This is a genomic window from Nostoc sp. (assembly GCF_036917755.1).
Taxonomy (GTDB): Bacteria; Cyanobacteriota; Cyanobacteriia; order Cyanobacteriales; family Nostocaceae; genus Nostoc.
Map to the genome: position 1 here is coordinate 46,181 of NZ_JBALFC010000089.1, position 17,438 is coordinate 63,618.

General features: G+C 43.0%; 16 protein-coding genes and 1 pseudogene. 11 read left to right on the forward strand and 6 right to left on the reverse strand.

Translation table 11 applies throughout. The features are described 5' to 3' along the window. Positions 1-56 precede the first annotated feature (56 nt). Together V7L05_RS18920 and yidD are read right to left on the reverse strand one after the other, a co-directional pair. Positions 57-278 (reverse strand): hypothetical protein, encoded by a 222-nt coding sequence (locus tag V7L05_RS18920; protein WP_335166221.1) that lies wholly within the window; start codon positions 276-278, stop codon positions 57-59. Positions 279-466: 188 nt separating this feature from the next. Beyond that, positions 467-703: a membrane protein insertion efficiency factor YidD gene (gene yidD, locus V7L05_RS18925; protein ID WP_335166222.1), complete on the reverse strand. Its 237-nt coding sequence runs from the start codon at positions 701-703 to the stop codon at positions 467-469. A gap of 61 nt (positions 704-764) precedes the next feature. Between yidD and V7L05_RS18930 the strand changes: the two genes are divergently transcribed. Continuing rightward, entirely contained in the window at positions 765-1,466 is a 702-nt protein-coding gene (locus V7L05_RS18930; RefSeq protein ID WP_335166223.1) for a diacylglycerol/polyprenol kinase family protein, read from the forward strand. Positions 1,467-1,747: 281 nt separating this feature from the next. Here V7L05_RS18930 and V7L05_RS18935 read toward each other — a convergent pair whose 3' ends face one another. After that, positions 1,748-1,966, reverse strand: coding sequence for a hypothetical protein (locus tag V7L05_RS18935; protein ID WP_335166224.1), 219 nt, complete (start codon positions 1,964-1,966; stop codon positions 1,748-1,750). 141 nt (positions 1,967-2,107) lie between these two features. Then, entirely contained in the window at positions 2,108-2,479 is a 372-nt protein-coding gene (locus V7L05_RS18940) for a hypothetical protein (RefSeq protein WP_335166225.1), read from the reverse strand. A gap of 128 nt (positions 2,480-2,607) precedes the next feature. Here V7L05_RS18940 and V7L05_RS18945 point away from each other — a divergent pair, with 128 nt between their 5' ends. Then, a complete protein-coding gene (locus tag V7L05_RS18945) occupies positions 2,608-2,790 on the forward strand; it encodes a hypothetical protein (protein WP_335166226.1) in 183 nt (60 codons plus the stop codon). Positions 2,791-3,512: 722 nt separating this feature from the next. Here the strand turns inward: V7L05_RS18945 and V7L05_RS18950 are convergent. Further along, on the reverse strand, positions 3,513-4,436 hold the full coding sequence (locus V7L05_RS18950) for an alpha/beta fold hydrolase (protein ID WP_335166227.1): 924 nt from the start codon (positions 4,434-4,436) through the stop codon (positions 3,513-3,515). 227 nt (positions 4,437-4,663) lie between these two features. Here V7L05_RS18950 and V7L05_RS18955 point away from each other — a divergent pair, with 227 nt between their 5' ends. The 4 genes from V7L05_RS18955 to V7L05_RS18970 all read left to right on the forward strand — a co-directional run bounded on the left by V7L05_RS18955 (position 4,664) and on the right by V7L05_RS18970 (position 7,812). After that, entirely contained in the window at positions 4,664-5,218 is a 555-nt protein-coding gene (locus tag V7L05_RS18955; protein ID WP_335166228.1) for a thioredoxin family protein, read from the forward strand. Positions 5,219-5,289: 71 nt separating this feature from the next. Further along, positions 5,290-6,018, forward strand: a complete 729-nt coding sequence (pyrH, locus tag V7L05_RS18960) for a UMP kinase (RefSeq protein ID WP_335166229.1) — start codon at positions 5,290-5,292, stop codon at positions 6,016-6,018. After that, positions 6,005-6,553 carry a ribosome recycling factor gene (frr, locus tag V7L05_RS18965; protein WP_334789537.1) on the forward strand — a complete coding sequence of 183 codons (549 nt, stop codon included), beginning with the start codon at positions 6,005-6,007 and terminating at the stop codon, positions 6,551-6,553. The genes pyrH and frr overlap by 14 nt, the downstream gene beginning before the upstream one ends. 137 nt (positions 6,554-6,690) lie before the next feature. Next, the gene (locus V7L05_RS18970; protein WP_335166230.1) at positions 6,691-7,812 is read left to right on the forward strand and encodes a geranylgeranyl reductase family protein; all 1,122 of its coding nucleotides are present in this window, start codon (positions 6,691-6,693) and stop codon (positions 7,810-7,812) included. A gap of 684 nt (positions 7,813-8,496) precedes the next feature. Here V7L05_RS18970 and V7L05_RS18975 read toward each other — a convergent pair. After that, a complete protein-coding gene (locus V7L05_RS18975) occupies positions 8,497-9,123 on the reverse strand; it encodes a hypothetical protein (RefSeq protein WP_335166231.1) in 627 nt (208 codons plus the stop codon). Between the two features lie 797 nt (positions 9,124-9,920). Between V7L05_RS18975 and cutA the strand changes: the two genes are divergently transcribed. The 5 genes and pseudogenes from cutA to V7L05_RS19000 all read left to right on the forward strand — a co-directional run. Then, entirely contained in the window at positions 9,921-10,229 is a 309-nt protein-coding gene (gene cutA, locus V7L05_RS18980) for a divalent-cation tolerance protein CutA (RefSeq protein WP_335166232.1), read from the forward strand. Between the two features lie 65 nt (positions 10,230-10,294). Next, positions 10,295-12,148, forward strand: coding sequence for a response regulator (locus V7L05_RS18985; RefSeq protein WP_335166233.1), 1,854 nt, complete (start codon positions 10,295-10,297; stop codon positions 12,146-12,148). Next, positions 12,145-14,709: an ATP-binding protein gene (locus V7L05_RS18990; RefSeq protein WP_335166234.1), complete on the forward strand. Its 2,565-nt coding sequence runs from the start codon at positions 12,145-12,147 to the stop codon at positions 14,707-14,709. The genes V7L05_RS18985 and V7L05_RS18990 overlap by 4 nt, the downstream gene beginning before the upstream one ends. After that, the gene (locus V7L05_RS18995; RefSeq protein ID WP_335166235.1) at positions 14,706-15,086 is read left to right on the forward strand and encodes a response regulator; all 381 of its coding nucleotides are present in this window, start codon (positions 14,706-14,708) and stop codon (positions 15,084-15,086) included. Before V7L05_RS18990 ends, V7L05_RS18995 begins: the two co-directional genes overlap by 4 nt. Positions 15,087-16,046: 960 nt before the next feature. Beyond that, a pseudogene (locus tag V7L05_RS19000) lies at positions 16,047-17,297 on the forward strand (pyruvate:ferredoxin (flavodoxin) oxidoreductase); the annotation flags it as partial. Between the last annotated feature and the right edge of the window lie 141 nt (positions 17,298-17,438).

Here is a 17,438-nt window from a genome sequence, read left to right on the forward strand (position 1 = left end):
TTTAGATTTGGGATTTTGGATTACATTACCAAGGTAATTCAAACAACCAAGGTAATTCAAACAGGTTCCGGTATGGTTTGGGGAATTGGTTCTGGAACTGTTTGAGGAATCGGCCCTGGAACCGTCTGAGGAATGGGAGTAGGTACTGGTTCTGGTACAGGCCCCGGTAAAGGTTGGGGAATCCCTGGCCCCGGTACAGGGTCGGGACTCGGTAGCGGGTTCGGGCCAGGAGTAGGAATTTGTGGTTCTGGTATAGAAATCGCAGTGGGATTAATCATGGTAAGTCTAAATTAAATTATTCAACCTTCCCAAACTAGATGACAACCTCAGCCGTTGACATCTCCCCAAAAGACTATACCCATCTACATCCCCTTCTAGCGGTGGTATGAACCTTCACCCACACACTTGCAGCATAGAGATATAGGGCAGCTATTCTTCCCAATGCCCAATGCCCCAGTCCTATAAACTACTGCTCCTTTATCTTTTCTACCACCTCTGGCACTGGATCGTAACCACCTGGATGAAACGGATGACAGCGCAAAATCCGCCGAGTTGCCATCCACCCACCACGCAACACACCAAATCGTTCAATCGCTTGAATAGCATACATCGAACAAGTTGGTTGAAAGCGACAAGTCGGGAGAAACAACGGCGAGATAAACATTCGGTAGCCCCGAATCAGCCAAATCAATAATAATTTCATTGCAGTTACCCAAATCTTATAAATTAGTAACAGGGGTAAAAATTTTCATTTTGTTGCATCTTTGTTAACTACATTTTCTGACTTCACCTCAATTCCGGTTTTATGGCTGCAAATTGCGTTGGCTGCAATCTGGGTGTTACTCATCCTCCTGATTGCATGGGTGGTAAACCGCTTCGCCGACAAGCCAGAAATCGTGCGGAAGATAGTTCATATTGGAACTGGTAATGTGATTTTAATCGCTTGGTGGCTCGATATTCCCGCCAGTGTAGGGATTACAGCTTCTATTTTAGCGAGTGCAATCACCTTATTATCCTACCGATTGCCCATTCTTCCTGGTATTAATAGCGTTGGACGCCAAAGTTTAGGGACATTTTTTTACTCTGTCAGTTTCGGTATTTTAGTCGCTTGGTTCTGGTATTTACAACAACCCCAGTACGCAGCACTAGGAATTTTGATTATGACTTGGGGAGATGGATTAGCAGCCTTAATTGGGCAACGCTTTGGTACACACAAGTATAAAGTTTTTGGGACGCAAAAAAGTTGGGAAGGCTCTCTAACGATGATGCTCGTTAGCTATGTCGTCAGTAGCTTGATTTTAGTTAGAACTCAAGGAAACAGTTGGCAAACTTGGGCGATATCGCTGATAGTGGCAGTTATTGCTACTGCTTTAGAAGCTGTTTCATTTTTGGGTATTGACAATTTAACAGTTCCCTTGGGCAGTGCAGCCCTTGCTTTCTTTTTAATTCACTTAGTCTTGAATTAGTAATCTTTTTGAATGCTATTCCTAATTGAGCAAATAAGAGATAATGCCAAAAATTCATCGTTAGGAATAAGAATTAAATAACATACAATTTATGTCTTTGGCTTACCTCACCCTCAATCCCTCTCCTTATAAAGGAGAGGGAAGCTAGATACAAGATGAAGTTTTGCATTTTATTTAATTCACGTTCCTTAGTTAATAAATATAGCGCTTCTGAGTTGAGTCCAATACGGGTAAGCAATTTTGTAGTAAAGACTTTAGTCTTTACTACAAACTCTTCATTACTAACTTGACAAAGTACTTTGAATTTCATCCCAAGACTCAGTGCCATTAATGCGTATATCTTCCCTAGCTTCTTTAATGGCTTTTAAGTCTTCTTCGTCGTCTACATCATCGATTCTTTTTAAGAGTGCGTGAATTTCATCTAAAGTACTGTCATAAGCTTGATGTAGCAGTACGTTGATATCTTTAATTAACTGTTCTCTTTCGTGTGCTGGTTTCATTTTTAATCATTCGAGCATGGTTTGACTTTTTCTGCCACCGTCTCTAGTTTCGCCTAGACGTAGAGAAATAAACATAAAAAAATCCCCACGCTTAGGATGTTGGGGACTAGGTGCGTTAAGGTCGTAAACTGACTTACTGGTTTAGCAGCCCAATCGCCATTCAAGGTGTATCTTAGCTCTATGCAAGTTAAGCAAGCTCTCTTGGTCGTATCTGTCAGGGTAGCTCATAGCCTTCTTGCCCTCCATTGTTAGCTTAATCAGCGCCGCTTGCTCATCAGTGGGTGAGTTCATCTCATCTATCACCCCTTCAAGGAATTGAGTAACGCTAAAGCCTGAGGACTTCAACCCTCTTCCTTGTCTTAGTTGCGCGAGTGCTATCTGTGGGAATGCCATCAAGGTAACAATCCAACTAGTCTTATACCCTCCATTGCCAGTAGGCTTCAATCCGTAACGCCTACATAAGTCTCTCAACTCAGCAGTGGTTTTGATTTCGAGTTCTGACCTTGTGAACATAAAATAGAGTTACCCATTTGTAAAAGTGGTATCGGTGAGTTACAAGTTTTCCAGGCAAGTACTCACCGATTAAAAAGTGTAACTCGTTGTTAACGTCGACTTAAAGCTATATTTACGTTTATACATAAATGGCTAAAGCTAAGGGTAAACCTGAAAATTTTGGAAACCAACCAAGCAAGGAATTAACCGAACAATTAAACTTCCGTGTCACCAAGGAAATGAAGGAAGAGGTAAAGGCTAAAGACGACCCTCCTGAGTTTTGTCGTCAAGCTATCCAAAAAGCACTAAATGAAGATAAGGAGAGTAGTTAAAAGTTCTTGGACGTAAATCAGAGGTAATATTATTTGGAAAATGACTGCTGAAGAATGGTTTCGTTAGTATCAAGCTATATTTACATCTCCCAACAATGCCTAATCCTAAAGGGAACCCTCAAAATTTTGAACCAGCCCAACCAAAGGGAGATAAGCCATTAACTGACCAATTAAGTTTTAGAGTCTCTAAGGAAATGAAGGAAGAGGTAAAGGCTAAAGACGACCCTCCTGAGTTTTGTCGCCAAGCTATCCAAAAAAGACATCTCCGAAAACTGCCCAAGTATCTCTGTGACTAACTTATAGGGTGCGATCGCCAGTGAGAGCAATCAGCTAGTTTCGACGAGAGAATAGGAGTTTGAGATGTTTGTTGTTAATAATCAGACAAAAAAACGTGGCTATGTGCATTCATTTTCTCTCAGGTAAACGCGTATATTTCTGCTGGTAATACAAGTGCCCCAATTCGGAATCTTACTAAAGCACTAGATGAAGATAAGGAGAAGTCAACTTAACGTGAAAAAGGCGGTTAGAAACCGCATCTACACAAGCAAAACCCACCTCCGTGGGTTAATAACCCTTGATTTATTAGTCCACGGAGGTGGATTTTGTTTGTATAGCCGCGTACTCCTACGGAGAAGCAAGCTACGCGTCAGCGTGCCGGAAGCTCTATTCCATTCGCCCTGGCTCTAAGTTGACACTTTATTAATAATTAATAAGTCAAACTTTTAATTTAATTTAGGTGGGATGCGATCGCTATACTGAGATAAAATCCAATCGAGTAAAATCGGATTGACTAACTCCGGCGCTTCATCCTGGGGACAATGCCCCACTCCCTCTAAAGGAATAAACTTTTCTACTTGCGGAAAGTTAGCTAATTCTCTACCTAACTTGATTGGTTCCCACGGATCAGCCGTTCCCCACAAGATAATCGCCGGACAGGATAACACTGGTAAAAGTTCTTCTGGTAGTGGCCCTGTAGAATAAGAAGTAAAGGCCAGAAACACAGCCCCAGCCCCCGGATCACTTGCTGGTGAAGTGAGAATATCTACCAACTCATCTGTCACCATCTCAGGATTCGAGTATGCTTGCAGGAGAATTTTCCGCACCGTTTTCGGTTTGGCGAGTTGATTGAAAAAGAAATCACCAACTGGTTTAATAGATAACAGGCGTTGCAACAAAGGCGCTCCAAAACGACGACTCCAAGGTAAAGTTACCCGTTTGCGATCGTGCAACAGCCGTAAAGAACAGTTGAGCAAAGCAACTCCCAAAGCAATATCTGGGTTGGTTACTGCTGCTTGCATGGCTACAATACAGCCAATAGAATTTCCGACTAAAAAAGCTGGCTCACCGACAACTTCCCGGCAAAAATCTGCCACTTGCTGTCCCCAGGTTTCTAGTGTGTAGGTAATTTTTTCACCAGGTTGAGGTTTTGCGGAAGCGCCAAAACCAATCAAATCGATCGCATAAACCCGGCAATTTTCCGCTAATACGGGAATATTTTTCTGCCAATGCCACCAAGAAGCGCCAAATCCATGCACCAGCACAACAGCAGGCCCAGTGGTTCCTTGGGTTTGATAGCAGATCGGGAAATCTTGCCAAATCCAGGTTTTTGTAGAGTTAAGTGCTGTTTTTGAACTTGATGTTGTCATGGTAAATTTGATGATAACTTCTGTAATGTTAGTAATATTTTTGCTATTTTTAGATGTGAGTGAATTAGCATTAGTGCTAGATTCAGTAGTTTCACAATTTACGACAGCCAATGCAAGTCTATAAGATTGTTGAATATGAGGCATCGGCTAAGGGGTGGTTTGCAACTGGAAACTGACGCTGAATTTCACAATATTTTTCTTGTTCCTAGTTCTGCGAGCCAGAAAACATGAATCTATTAGAAACAATTGATACTCCTGTTGGGAGTTACGCACCAGATTTTGAATTGCCAGGAATTGATGATCAAGTACACCATCTCAGGCGTTATCTTGAGAAGTTCCGAGCAGTCGGTGTCATTTCCATGTGTAACCACTGTCCTTATGTAGACTGGTATCTAGGCAGGTTAAAAAACATTCAAGCCGAATTTGCCCCAGCAGGCTTTACACTAATTGGCGTGAATGGTAGTAATGGCGATCGCGACACTAGGTCAACCTTGGAAAATATGAAAGCTTTTGCCCGGGGTCACGACTTGAATTTCCCTTACCTGTGGGACTCCACGCAAGATGTTACCCGCAGTTTTGGTGCGATACAAACACCAACGGCCTTTCTCATCGACACTAATGGTATAGTACGCTACAAAGGTCAAATTGACGATCATCCCCAAGACCCATCATCGGGGGGAGAGGATTATTTGAGAACTGCGATCGCTTCTCTGCTTCAAGGTGAAAAAATCGATATACCACAAACAGAAGCAATAGGTACTACATTGATTTGGCGTAACTAGACATAGATAGTCCCTGTAACTGCTATCTTAAATTGGAGGCAATTGCAACTTTTTTGATAAAGCGTAACTTCATGGGAACGAATTACCGACGGGTTTTACTCAAACTGAGCGGTGAAGCCTTAATGGGCAACATGGGCTATGGCATTGATCCAGAAGTGGTCAAAGGAATAGCACAAGAATTAGCAGAGGTAATCGCCACTGGCACTGAAATCGCCATCGTTGTTGGCGGCGGCAATATTTTTCGTGGCGTCAAAGCAGCGTCGGCGGGGATGGACAGGGCAACCGCTGACTACATAGGGATGATTGCCACGGTAATGAATGCCATGACGCTGCAAGATTCGCTGGAACGTATAGGGGTGCAGACGCGGGTGCAAACTGCGATCGCTATGCAAGAATTAGCAGAACCGTATATCCGTCGTCGCGCCATCCGCCATCTTGAAAAAGGACGGGTGGTAATTTTTGGTGCTGGTTCTGGAAATCCCTTCTTTACTACAGATACGACTGCGGCATTAAGAGCCGCAGAAATTGATGCGGAGGTGATTTTTAAAGCCACCAAAGTAGACGGAGTATATGATGCTGATCCTCATATTTATCCTGACGCCAAGCGTTACAATAGCCTTACTTACGCACATGTTTTAACCAAAGATTTGCGGGTGATGGATAGTACTGCGATCGCCTTGTGTAAAGAAAATAATATCCCAATTCTAGTATTTGACCTAACGGTGCGAGGTAACATCCACCGAGCAGTCATGGGAGAATCCATCGGTACCCTTGTGGGAGGTTCTTGTGAAATTAGCTGAAGCTGAGAGTACGATGCAAAAGACCGTTGAGGCGACTCAACGAGCTTTTAACACAATTCGCACTGGTCGCGCCAATGCGAGTCTATTAGATAAGGTATCGGTAGATTATTACGGTTCGCCGACGTCGTTGAAATCACTGGCAAACATTAGCACGCCGGATGCTACGACAATCTTAATTCAACCCTACGATCGCAGCAGTTTAAATATAGTCGAAAAAGCGATTTCTTTATCTGATGTCGGTTTAACCCCCAGTAATGACGGTTCCGTAATTCGGCTGAATATTCCGCCCCTAACGAGCGATCGCCGTAAAGAATTTGTCAAAATGGCATCTAAGTATGCTGAAGAAGGTCGTGTTGCTATTCGCAACATCCGCCGCGATGCCATAGATGCCATTCGCAAACAGGAAAAAAACGCCGAAATTCCTGAAGATGAAGCACGAGATCAGCAAGACAAACTGCAAAAACTCACAAACAAATACAATGCCAGAATAGACGAATTGCTGGCAGAAAAAGAAAAAGACATCACGACTGTTTAAAGTCTAAAGTCTGAAATATAAAGGCTGAAGGATGATGGATAAATTCTTCAGCCTTTATCCTTTCTTAAGTATCTAACAAAAATTGATCAAGTACCTCAATAGAAAATAAACTAATTCAGGAGCAAAAATTCAGCCATATGTATGACTGCATCATTGTCGGTGCTGGGCCTGCTGGTGGAACAGCTGCATATCATTTAGCCAAGCAAGGTCGCTCAGTATTAGTGTTAGAGAAAGAATCCCTGCCAAGATACAAACCTTGTGGCGGTGGTGTATCTCCAGCGATCGCTCAATGGTTTGACTTTGATTTTAGCCCAGTGATTTCTGTCAAAGCCGACTCCGTTCGCTTTACCTGGAAATTGGGCGACCCCGTGGAAGCAAAAATCGCCACAAAAGAACCAGTCTGGATGGTGCGACGAGATATTTTTGACCATTTCCTAGTGCAGCAAGCACAGAAGCAAGGGGCTGAACTACGAGATAATACTGAAGTTATTGGTATTGAGTTTCAAAGCGACTATTGGCAAGTTAACACAGCCAATGGGCCCGTTACAGGTCGCTACTTAATCGCGGCTGATGGTGCCAAAGGACTAATGGCAAAATGGCTAGGCTTCAAAGAACGTAAACGCCGTTTAGCAGGAGCTTTGGAAGCAGAAGTTCTCACAACTGTCAAGGATAAATCGACAATTCATTTCGAGTTTGGCTTGGTGAAAAATGGCTATATTTGGAACTTCCCAAAAGCTGATGGTTATTCCATTGGTGTCGGTACGTTTATCGGCGGCGAACCCCAAGATTTTAAAAAGATTTTAGATGAGTATGCGCGATCGTTTAATGTAGATATCAAAACTAGCAAGCAGTATGGTTATCCCCTTTGCTTGTGGGATGGCAACCAAAAGTTGCATACTCAAAATGCAGTTTTGGCTGGGGAAGCTGCTTGTGTAGTTGATCCCATGACAGCAGAAGGCATTCGTCCTGCAATTTTTAGCGGTTTGATTGCAGCAGGAGCCATTAATCAGGCACTTTCTGGTGACACTAACGCTTTAGAAAAATATAGTGAAGCCATTAATGAACAATGGGGTACTGAGATGGCTTGGGCGCAAAAATTAGGTGGAGCATTCTATCGCTTTCCTGGCATTGGCTACAAAGTTGGTGTTAAGCGCCCCTCCGGTGCCCAAATCATGGGTAAGATTCTATGTGGAGAACTGCGTTATGGCGACGTTGCCAGTCGCGCCCTCAAGCGTTTAATCCCTGGTTTTGGAGGTTAAGTATTAGGGATTAGGTTAGATAAAACGGGGATTCTTGGGTCAAAAGGGAGCTAGTGCTTAACCCTTCGCCAAGCATCGTAAAAGATGTAGCTTGCGCGTAGGCGCAGCCCAACCTAGGCATCGCGTCATAAGTCATACCATTTCTTTGTGAGGCTGCGCCAAACCCTTTTAATGGGACTTAGACAAAAAACACCGATAAAAAAGCCTCAAATCTATATACAGAGAGACTTTGACATCGTTTTGCTTGGTTGATTGATATATCTGGGTTTGAGCCGTTTTTGAGCATTTGGTGTATTTCCCTTACCCTGCATGGGTTTGAGGCTTGTTTATCCCAAAAAAATGTTTAAGTCCTGTTAACTTCTTTCTTTCTTCCTTTCTTTGTGTCCTTTGCGACGGCAGTCGCTCATGGGGGAGACCCCCAAGACCGCGCTGCCTCTCCTTTGCGGTTCGTTTTTCTTTCTTGTACTTAAATATGGTTTAGCGCATCTTCATACAGAATTGATATCACAAGGATGACAGGGTGTAAAGGTGTAAGGGAGTAGGGGTTGCACGGTTAAGAATTAGATTTGAATCAAGATCCAAACAAGTCGATCCGCGTTATGGTTTTCCCCTACACCCCCATACCCCTACACAAGCGCCCTAGCAAGGGTTTCATGTTTACAAGCGTGCCATTCCGCTATACCTTTAGTTTTTACTAACAACGATTTTAGCGATGTAGTCTTCGCTCAAGATTCTCTGTCCGCTCTTTGGGTAAGGCAAAACCTCTCTCAATGTCACTGTATATTTGTCAAAAGATTGAGTTGCTGAAGCATCATTTCCTGGTAAAAGGGTTAGCATTAATGTTGAAAACTTCCTGCCATTTTTGATGATGTCTAATCCAATAGTCACTCGCCCTGCCCAAATACAAGTTACCTTAGTTGGGCATCTAGAGTCCTCGATAACTTTTGAAAATTTGATTTCAATGCCTTCAGTTCTCAGGTCAGCTATCTGTCCATACTTCAGATAAAATTGCTTATTGAAAGTCGTTCCAACTCTCGCCATCAACTGTTGATGATTACCTTGAGCAATTGATTGGACTTCTATTCTTGAAGGTTTGATATTTGATAAGAGTCCTAAGCTTGTCAGACAATTGACTCCACCAAGACCGGTATTAATCGCGCCGCATGATAAATATACAGAACTTGGAGCCACCGCAGTCGGAACCTGTTGTTGTGCTTGTGCTGGTTGAGCAAATACAGTCGCTGTAATAGTTTTCACTACTAGAGTCAAAGTCAATCCGCTCACAACGATGAAACCAGGAAAGTTATTCATATATGTGTTTGATTTTCCTTGTTTAACTTTTACAAATTCTTTGGATATACACGAATGGCACGCTTGAAAAGCGTAAACCCCTGAGATTACTGGATGAAAGGGTATAGGGTGTGGGGTGTAGGAAAGAAAGAAGATGTTAACTCATCCCCCGGCTTGAAGCCGGGGGCAAATCGAAGTCATTAGTCATTAGTCATTTGTCATTAGTACCAATGACAAATGACTAATGACTAATGACTAAATCGGCGGGCGGCTATTCCTCCCATCCCTTGAAGGGATGGGATTACCGCCGATTTTCGTTGAACTCTAGGATGCACTAAAATTCAATTTTCTTAAACACTACACCCTACCCCCAACAAATAGCCAGCAAGAAGGTTTCACATGAGTCTTCGTACCATTCGGATATACACTTGTCTTATCTGCTGATTTTTAGCTATTTATGCAGAGACAGAAAAATCATCGGTTTGATCCCTTGTCAGATCAGGCGGGAACAGTGCCAAATTCGGTTTTTTGTTATGCTCTTCTTTAAGATTTAGGCATTCTAAAACTTGGTGTCTCAAAATTACTTACTTTAGTAGGTAAGCCCCAAACTTCAAAGCAATAGTCACGACTGCTGCCCCAATCGATAGAACGGAGTCAATATACTGGCATAACGAGATAAAATAAGTTTACTTTTGTAGATGAGGGACATCTGTGGAAGCTCTGGATACTCATAATGTAGCCCCGTAAGCAAGCAATAGTAGCCAAGCTAGAGGGATTAGGGCGTGTTTTCTCACTCGAATTGTAAGTCGTAAACTTTTATGAAACTCTATTACGTAACTTTAAATAATACAGATGAAGCACGTAAAATTGGTCGGGCATTACTGGAATGTAAGTTAGCAGTTTGTGTCAATTGGTTCCCGATTACTTGTGCTTATAGTTGGCAAGGAGAAATTACTGAAGAACCAGAAGTTGTTTTAATTATCAAAACTCAAGATGGTTATGCTTTAGAAATAGAAAAAGTTATTCAAGAGTATATTACTTATACTAATTTGATGGCAGAAATTTCTCTGACAGCAGTTAATCAAGGTTTTGTCAATTGGTTGAATGCAGAAGTTTCACCACGCTAACAATAGAAATTACCTAAGAAGACAGCAAAAATAGAGGTATAAAGCATTTTCTTTGGATGCAACTTATGAAAATTTTGTTGGTAGAGGATGACGTATTACTGAGTACAGCACTAACAGATTTGTTGAGTGCAAATCGTTATACTATCGACATAGCAAGCAATGGACAAGCTGGATTAGAACTAGCGATATCGGCTGAATATGAGTTGATTTTACTGGACTGGCTAATTCCGAAACTGGATGGTATTAGCTTGTGTCGGCAACTACGATCGCAAGGCTACCATAAACCCATTCTGTTGCTAACAGAGAAAAATTCCAATGCAGATATTATTGCGGGGTTAGATGCCGGAGCGGATGATTACGTTATCAAACCATTTGACCCCAAAGCATTACTAGCAAGAATTCGCTCTTTATTACGACGCAATGCACCAATCTCATCATCCAGGTTAACTTGGGGAAATCTTAGTTTAGATGCAAGTGCCGGCAGAGTAACTTGTAATAAGCAGGAAATTCCCCTCACAGCAACAGAATACAAACTGCTGGAATTGTTTTTGCAAAATCGAGATCGGATCTTTAGTCGTGCAGTGATTCTAGATCGGCTTTGGGGATTTGATGATGCACCGACTGAAAATGCAGTGACGACTCATATTAAAGACTTGCGAAAGAAACTGAAAACAGCAGGTCTAGCAGAAGAATTTCTAGAAACCGTATATGGTATGGGCTATCGCATCAAGCCTGCACCTAATCGCTCCATCTCTGCTGGGGAAAGGAATCAAGATGGTAAGAAAAAACCCGGCCCCAAAGATATGACTTCTGTAAATCGGGTGCTGGAGAGATTCCGTAATTCGTTTGTTGGACAGGTTGGAGTATTGGAGCAGGCAAAAACTGCACTCTTAGCAGGGAATTTAAATCAAGATTTACAGCAGCAGGCATTGCATGAAGCCCATAAGCTAGCAGGCTCGATGGGGTCGTTCGGTTATCCAGAGGGTTCCCGGCTAGCAGGGAAAATAGAGTATTTGCTGCTTGAAAATTCCTCGCTATCTCTAGATCAAATCTCTGATTTGTCGCAACTGGTAACAGCATTACAGCAAGAGTTAACTAAGCCTACTGTCACTGACACCGCTCCAAGCGTCCTGATAAACCAAACTTATCGTTTGTTGGTTATCGATGATGATGCGATGCTGACGGAGCAGTTGCAGGTAGAAGCCGACTCATGGGGAATCAGGATGAAGGTTGCACCAAACTTAGCAACAGCCCGATCGCTTTTTTCTTTAGCAACTCCTGATGCTGTTTTACTGGATTTAAGTTTTCCTGGAACAGAGGAAGACGGATTAATATTATTGAGCGAGATCGTAGAGCGATCGCCAAATATCCCAGTGATTGTTTTTACAGGACGAGATACCCTTGCAGATCGACTGGCAGTATCGCGTTTAGGAGCTAAACAATTTTTGCATAAGCCTGCCACAACCGAGCAGATTTTTCAAGCGATCGCTCGTGTCCTACTTCAACCTCAAACTTCAGAAGCCAAAGTTTTAATCGTAGACGATGACCCTGTAATGCTGGCTGGATTATCAGCGTTGCTAACTCCTTGGGGGCTGGAAGTAACAACCCTCTCCCAATCACAACAATTTTGGAAGGTGCTGATTGCAACGTCTCCAAACTTAGTAGTACTAGATTTAGAAATGCCAATAGTTAACGGCTTAGAGTTGTGCCAAGTCGTGCGCCAGGATGCCCAGTGGGGAGATTTACCTATTTTAGTAGTTACAGCCCATACTGATGCAGAATCCCTTCAGCAAGCTTTTGCTGCCGGAGCGGATGATTTTATCAGCAAGCCAGTGCTAGGGCCAGAACTTGTGACACGGGTACTGAGCCGGATTCAAAGAACGCGCTGGCGCTCTCAGGCAGGGAAAAACAAAGCATGATCAGAAATTATCAGCAATTATTAGCCTACGGTGTTGCTATTGGCTCAAGTGCGATCGCCCTGCTACTATCACTCTGGCTAGAACCGTTTATATCTCTAACCATTGGTGCATTTTTCTACATAGCTATCATTGTGAGTACTTGGTATGGAGGCTTTCGACCAGGGATCGTTACAGTTGTCCTTTCGACACTGGCAATTGATTATTTGTTTATGCTGCCGCGATATGAATTCTGGATCAATCAACCACAAAAATTATTGCGGCTCAGTATCTTCTTACTGGTTGCCTTGGTGATTAACCTGGTTACTAGTAATCTTCAGCACAGCAGACAAAAGATTAAACAACTTAGCCAAAAATTGGCTCAGGAAAATGCCGAGCAACTGCGGATAACTCTTGACGAACGCAAACAAGTACAAGGAACGGTGCAACAGCAATTTGAGCAACAGCGCTTAGTGATGGAGATGACCCAGCGCATTCGGCGATCGCTCAACTTACAAGATATCTTGCAAACCACTGTCGATGAAGTACGGCAGTTTCTGGAGTGCGATCGCGTGACTATCTTCCAATTTTATCCAGGTTGGGGTGGAACAATTGTTGTTGAGTCTGTTGTACCAGAATGGATGGCTCTTTTACCACTCCAGATTCATGACCCTTGCATTGGTGAAGAGAACGTCGAACCCTTCAAACAAGGCTTAGTCACTGCGAAAACTGATATTTATACTGCTGGAATTAGTCCCTGTCACGTTGAATTTTTAGAAAGTCTCCAGGTGAGGGCAAATCTGGTTGTTCCCGTTTCATTAGGAGATGAATTATGGGGATTATTGGCAGCTCATCAATGTGCGGCTCCTCGTGAGTGGCAATCTTCAGAAATTGCTCTGTTGCGGCAGTTAGGGGCGCAGGTAAGCATTGCTATCCAGCAAGCAGCTTTGTTTGAACAGGTACATACTGAACTGACAGAGCGCAAACAGGCAGAAATTGCCCTGCAACAACTAAATGCCGAACTTGAGCAACGGGTGCAAGAACGCACTGCACAACTGACAGAGACGAATGATCGCCTGCGAAAAACAGTGATCGAGCAGCAACAAACCCAACTCACACTTTTAGAACAAGCGCATCAGTTGGAGCTTCAGGCTATAATCACCCGAAATATGGCGGAAGGTATTTGCTTAGTCAGAGCTGATAATGGAGTTATTGTCTATGCCAATCCTAAATTTGAGCAGATGTTTGGCTATGATTCTGGTGAACTCAATGGTCAGCACGTTTCGATTGTGAACTATGCCAGCGAATCGTTAACTGCTGAAAATGTAAATCAAGCCATTGTGTCTGCCGTCTTACAAAATAGTGAAGCCACATATCAAGTGCAGAATGTTAAAAAAGATGGTACACCATTTTGGTGTAGTGCGACGACTTCTGTATTAAGACACCCCGACTACGGCGACGTTCTGGTTGCGGTTCACCAAGATATCACTCTCGCCAAAGGCATCGAAGACGCTTTACGCCAGAGCGAAGAAAAGTTTCGTCAATTGGCCGAAAACATCCAAGCAGTATTTTGGATCAAAGATATTTGCAATCAGCAAGTTCTATATGTGAGCAATGCCTATGAAACCATCTGGCAAAGAAGTTGTGAGAGCTTATATCATAACTATTCAAATTGGTTAGATGCAATTCACCCAGAAGATCGCCAGCGCGTCGAAATTGAATTCATTGAAAAGTTCAGAACAGGGCAATACGATAAAAAATATCGCATTATCCGCCCTGATGGTTCAATCCGTTGGATTCGCGATCGCGCCTTTCCGATCAAAAATGAACTAGGAAAGTTAGTTCGGATTGCTGGTATTGCCGAAGACATCACTGAACTACAGCAGATTGATCTAATCAAGAATGAGTTTATTGGCATCGTTAGTCACGAACTCCGCACTCCCTTAACTGCAATTCGCGCCGCACTGGGCTTACTACAAACTGGTATCTACGACAAAAAACCAGACAAATTCAAGCGGATGATTGAGATTGCAGCCATCGACAGCGATCGCTTAGTGCGTCTTGTCAATGATATTCTTGATTTGGAACGCTTAGAATCGGATCGAACTGTCTTAGAAAAAACCATCTGCAAGGCGGCTGATTTAATTCAACAAGCAGTAGCGGGAGTGCAAGCGATCGCCAATCAGCAAAATATTACCTTTAAGATCCACCCTAGCAATGCTCAAGTTTGGGCGGCTGCTGATGCCATTGTTCAAACACTCACCAATTTATTAGGTAATGCGATTAAATTCTCACCTGCCGATTCTACTATTACTCTGAGTGTCCAACAGCAAACAGATCGCGTACTGTTCCAGATTACGGATCAAGGACGAGGTATCCCAGCAGAGAAGTTAGAAGCAATCTTTGGACGATTTCAGCAAGTAGATGTCTCTGATTCTCGCACCAAAGGCGGCACGGGCTTGGGATTGGCAATCTGTCGTAGTATTATTAATCAGCACGGTGGGCAAATCTGGGCTGAAAGTACCGTTAGTGTCGGCAGCACGTTTTTCTTCACTCTGCCATTGCCACCAGAGGAAATAAAATGACTACCAGACTAGTATTAATTGTGGATGATGAAGAACGAATCCGCGAATTAGTACAAGCTTGTTTAGAAGACTTGGGAGGATGGGACACCCTGACAGCTGCATCAGGGTCAGAAGGATTAAAAATCGCCCAGACAGAACCCATTGATGCCATTCTGCTTGATGTGTCTATGCCTGACATGGATGGCTTTGCAGTATACGAAAAACTTCAGGCAAATTCCGTAACCCAAGCAATACCAGTAATTATGTTAACAGCGAAAGTCCAAGGGAGCGATCGCGCCCGTTTCGCCCAGATGGGAATTGCCGGAGTGATTACCAAACCCTTTGAACCCACCTCTATTTGCGAGGAAGTTACTCACATTCTGGGGTGGGACGATTAATTTTGAAGTTTTGTGACAAAATCTATATCTTTAGGACTTACTATTGACATAAAAGACTAAGTATAAGCTTTTTGAAAAACCAGATCATTCGTAGGGGCAATTCATGAATTGCCCCTACCATGCGGGTCTATTTACCATCAATGAATGATTTCTAATAAGCCTGAAACGACATATAGGAATCCACTTTGATTTTTGTTCGCTCAGCGTGGCGTAGCCATACTTACTTGCGTAGGAAGGCGATAGGCAAGAAGGCTTTTTAACTCATCCCCCGGCTTGAAGCCGGGGGGAAATCGAAGTCATTAGTCATTAGTCATTAGTACCAATGACCAATGACTAATGACTAAATCGGCGGGCGGCTATTCCTCCCACCCAAGAATGTTGGGATGGGATTCCCGCCGATTTTCGTTGAGTTGTACGGAGTTTTTTCAAAAATCAAATATGAGTCCTATATTTACGTTAATTAACAACATGATTTTTTTGGACAGTGTCTAAGTCCTAATGTTTATTAGTTTTTTCTTTAAGTCAGCGAGAAATATGCGTTCTGAAAACGATTGATATTGCTAAAAAACTATATTTGTTCAGGTTCACATTTTTAACTTCAAACCTTTTGATCCAGTTACCCTCCCTGCTCAGGTTGTTACACTGCTGGGTTTGTATCTTACTTCACTAATGGATTAGTGAACGCGGTCTAAATACGCTTGGGTTAAGATCCCCCCGCCTGCGGCGACCCCCTTAAAAAGGGGGTAAAAGAGGGTTAAAAGCCCTCCTTTTTAAGGGGGGTTTGGAGGATCTTCAAAAGATTAAAACGTGAACCGAACCGTATTGAACGTGGTCTTCCCTAATTATTTTTTCTTTGTAAAAAACTAGAATCCTCACCAAATCTTTAGATTTAGCGATTATTTTTTGAAAGTCTCAATTTAATTGTGACTAGCGCTTAAAGAATCTCACAGGTGTAAGAAGATGAACAAGAGAAGTTTTGCAACTATAGACGGCAATGAGGCTGTTGCCCAAGTCGTCTATCGACTGAATGAAGTCATTGTTTACTCGATTACTTCTTCTTCACCAATGGCTGAGTGGGCGGACACTTGGGCTAATGAAGGTAAACGTAATATTTGGGGTAGTGTTCCCTCGGTGGTACAGATGCAGAGTGAAGGAGGTGTTGCTGGTAATGTACATGATGCTTTGCAAACTGGTTCACTGACAACCACATTTACAGCATCGCAGGGGTTATTGTTGATGCTCCCCAATATGTACAAAATTGCCAGAGAATTCACACCTACAGTTTTTCATATAGCAGTGCGATCGCTAGCCGCGCAAGCTTTCTCTATTTTCGGCGACCACAGTGATCTTATGGCAGCACGTGATACTGGTTTTGCCATGTTGTGTGCCGCATCAGTACAAGAAGCACAAGACTTTGCTTTAATCGCAACACGGGCAACTTTAGAATCACGATTACCCTTTCTGCATTTTTTTGATGGCTTTCGTACCTCCCTTGAAATTAACCAAGTAGAGACTTTAACAGATGATGACTTGCGAGAATTCACTCCTAATGAATTAGTATTCGCACATCGGTCACGCGCCCTCACTTCCAATAAATCTGTTTTGCGCGGTAGAACAAAAAACCTTGATGTTTACTACCAAGCCAGGAAAATTGTCAATCCTTACTATTTAGCTTGTCCAGACATCACCCAGAAAGTCATGGATGAATTTGCTGCAATGACTGGGCGACAGTACCAACTATTTGAATACCACGGCGACCCAGAAGCAGAACAAGTTATTGTGCTGATGGGTTCCGGTTGCGAAGCTGTACATGAAATAGTAAATTACCTAAACACCAGTGATCAGAAAGTGGGCGTTTTGAAAGTCAAACTATATCGCCCTTATGATGCCAAACGCTTTGTCGCTGCTTTGCCAGAAACTACCCGTAGCATCGCAGTTTTAGATTGCATCAAAGAACCAGGCGCATCTGGTGAACCATTGTATTTAGATGTAGTCGCTGCTATCCATGAGTCATGGGGAGTCGGGGAGCAGAGGAGCAAAGGAGCAGAGGTAAAATTAGGGTTAGATTCTCTCTTACCTCTGCGCTCCTCTCCCCCTAAAATTATTGGTGGTCGTTACGGTTTATCTTCTAAAGAATTCACGCCAGCTATGATTAAAGCGATCTTTGAAAACCTAGCTGCTACTCAACGAAAAAAGAGAGTAACGCAGGGCAAACGCATCTAAATATTGACGAGTCCTGTGTTTAGTAGTTCACCAACCCAAAATTGCCGGGTGGAGGCAGGCTTTTGAACAGCGAAGCAGAGGAGCAGAAAAGAGGCAAATATCCAGTCTTTTTTCCTCTGCTCCTCTGCT

Excerpts from the sequence above, each read along its gene's own strand:
- V7L05_RS18945 (WP_335166226.1), top strand. The coding sequence starts at position 2,608 with ATGGCTAAAGCTAAGGGTAAACCTGAAAATTTTGGAAACCAACCAAGC.
- V7L05_RS18985 (WP_335166233.1), top strand. The coding sequence starts at position 10,295 with ATGAAAATTTTGTTGGTAGAGGATGACGTATTACTGAGTACAGCACTA.
- V7L05_RS18990 (WP_335166234.1), top strand. The coding sequence starts at position 12,145 with ATGATCAGAAATTATCAGCAATTATTAGCCTACGGTGTTGCTATTGGC.
- pyrH (WP_335166229.1), top strand. The coding sequence starts at position 5,290 with ATGGGAACGAATTACCGACGGGTTTTACTCAAACTGAGCGGTGAAGCC.
- V7L05_RS18935 (WP_335166224.1), bottom strand. The coding sequence starts at position 1,966 with ATGAAACCAGCACACGAAAGAGAACAGTTAATTAAAGATATCAACGTA.
- cutA (WP_335166232.1), top strand. The coding sequence starts at position 9,921 with ATGAAACTCTATTACGTAACTTTAAATAATACAGATGAAGCACGTAAA.
- V7L05_RS18975 (WP_335166231.1), bottom strand. The coding sequence starts at position 9,123 with ATGAATAACTTTCCTGGTTTCATCGTTGTGAGCGGATTGACTTTGACT.
- yidD (WP_335166222.1), bottom strand. The coding sequence starts at position 703 with ATGAAATTATTATTGATTTGGCTGATTCGGGGCTACCGAATGTTTATC.
- V7L05_RS18970 (WP_335166230.1), top strand. The coding sequence starts at position 6,691 with ATGTATGACTGCATCATTGTCGGTGCTGGGCCTGCTGGTGGAACAGCT.
- V7L05_RS18950 (WP_335166227.1), bottom strand. The coding sequence starts at position 4,436 with ATGACAACATCAAGTTCAAAAACAGCACTTAACTCTACAAAAACCTGG.
- V7L05_RS18995 (WP_335166235.1), top strand. The coding sequence starts at position 14,706 with ATGACTACCAGACTAGTATTAATTGTGGATGATGAAGAACGAATCCGC.
- V7L05_RS18955 (WP_335166228.1), top strand. The coding sequence starts at position 4,664 with ATGAATCTATTAGAAACAATTGATACTCCTGTTGGGAGTTACGCACCA.
- V7L05_RS18940 (WP_335166225.1), bottom strand. The coding sequence starts at position 2,479 with ATGTTCACAAGGTCAGAACTCGAAATCAAAACCACTGCTGAGTTGAGA.
- V7L05_RS18920 (WP_335166221.1), bottom strand. The coding sequence starts at position 278 with ATGATTAATCCCACTGCGATTTCTATACCAGAACCACAAATTCCTACT.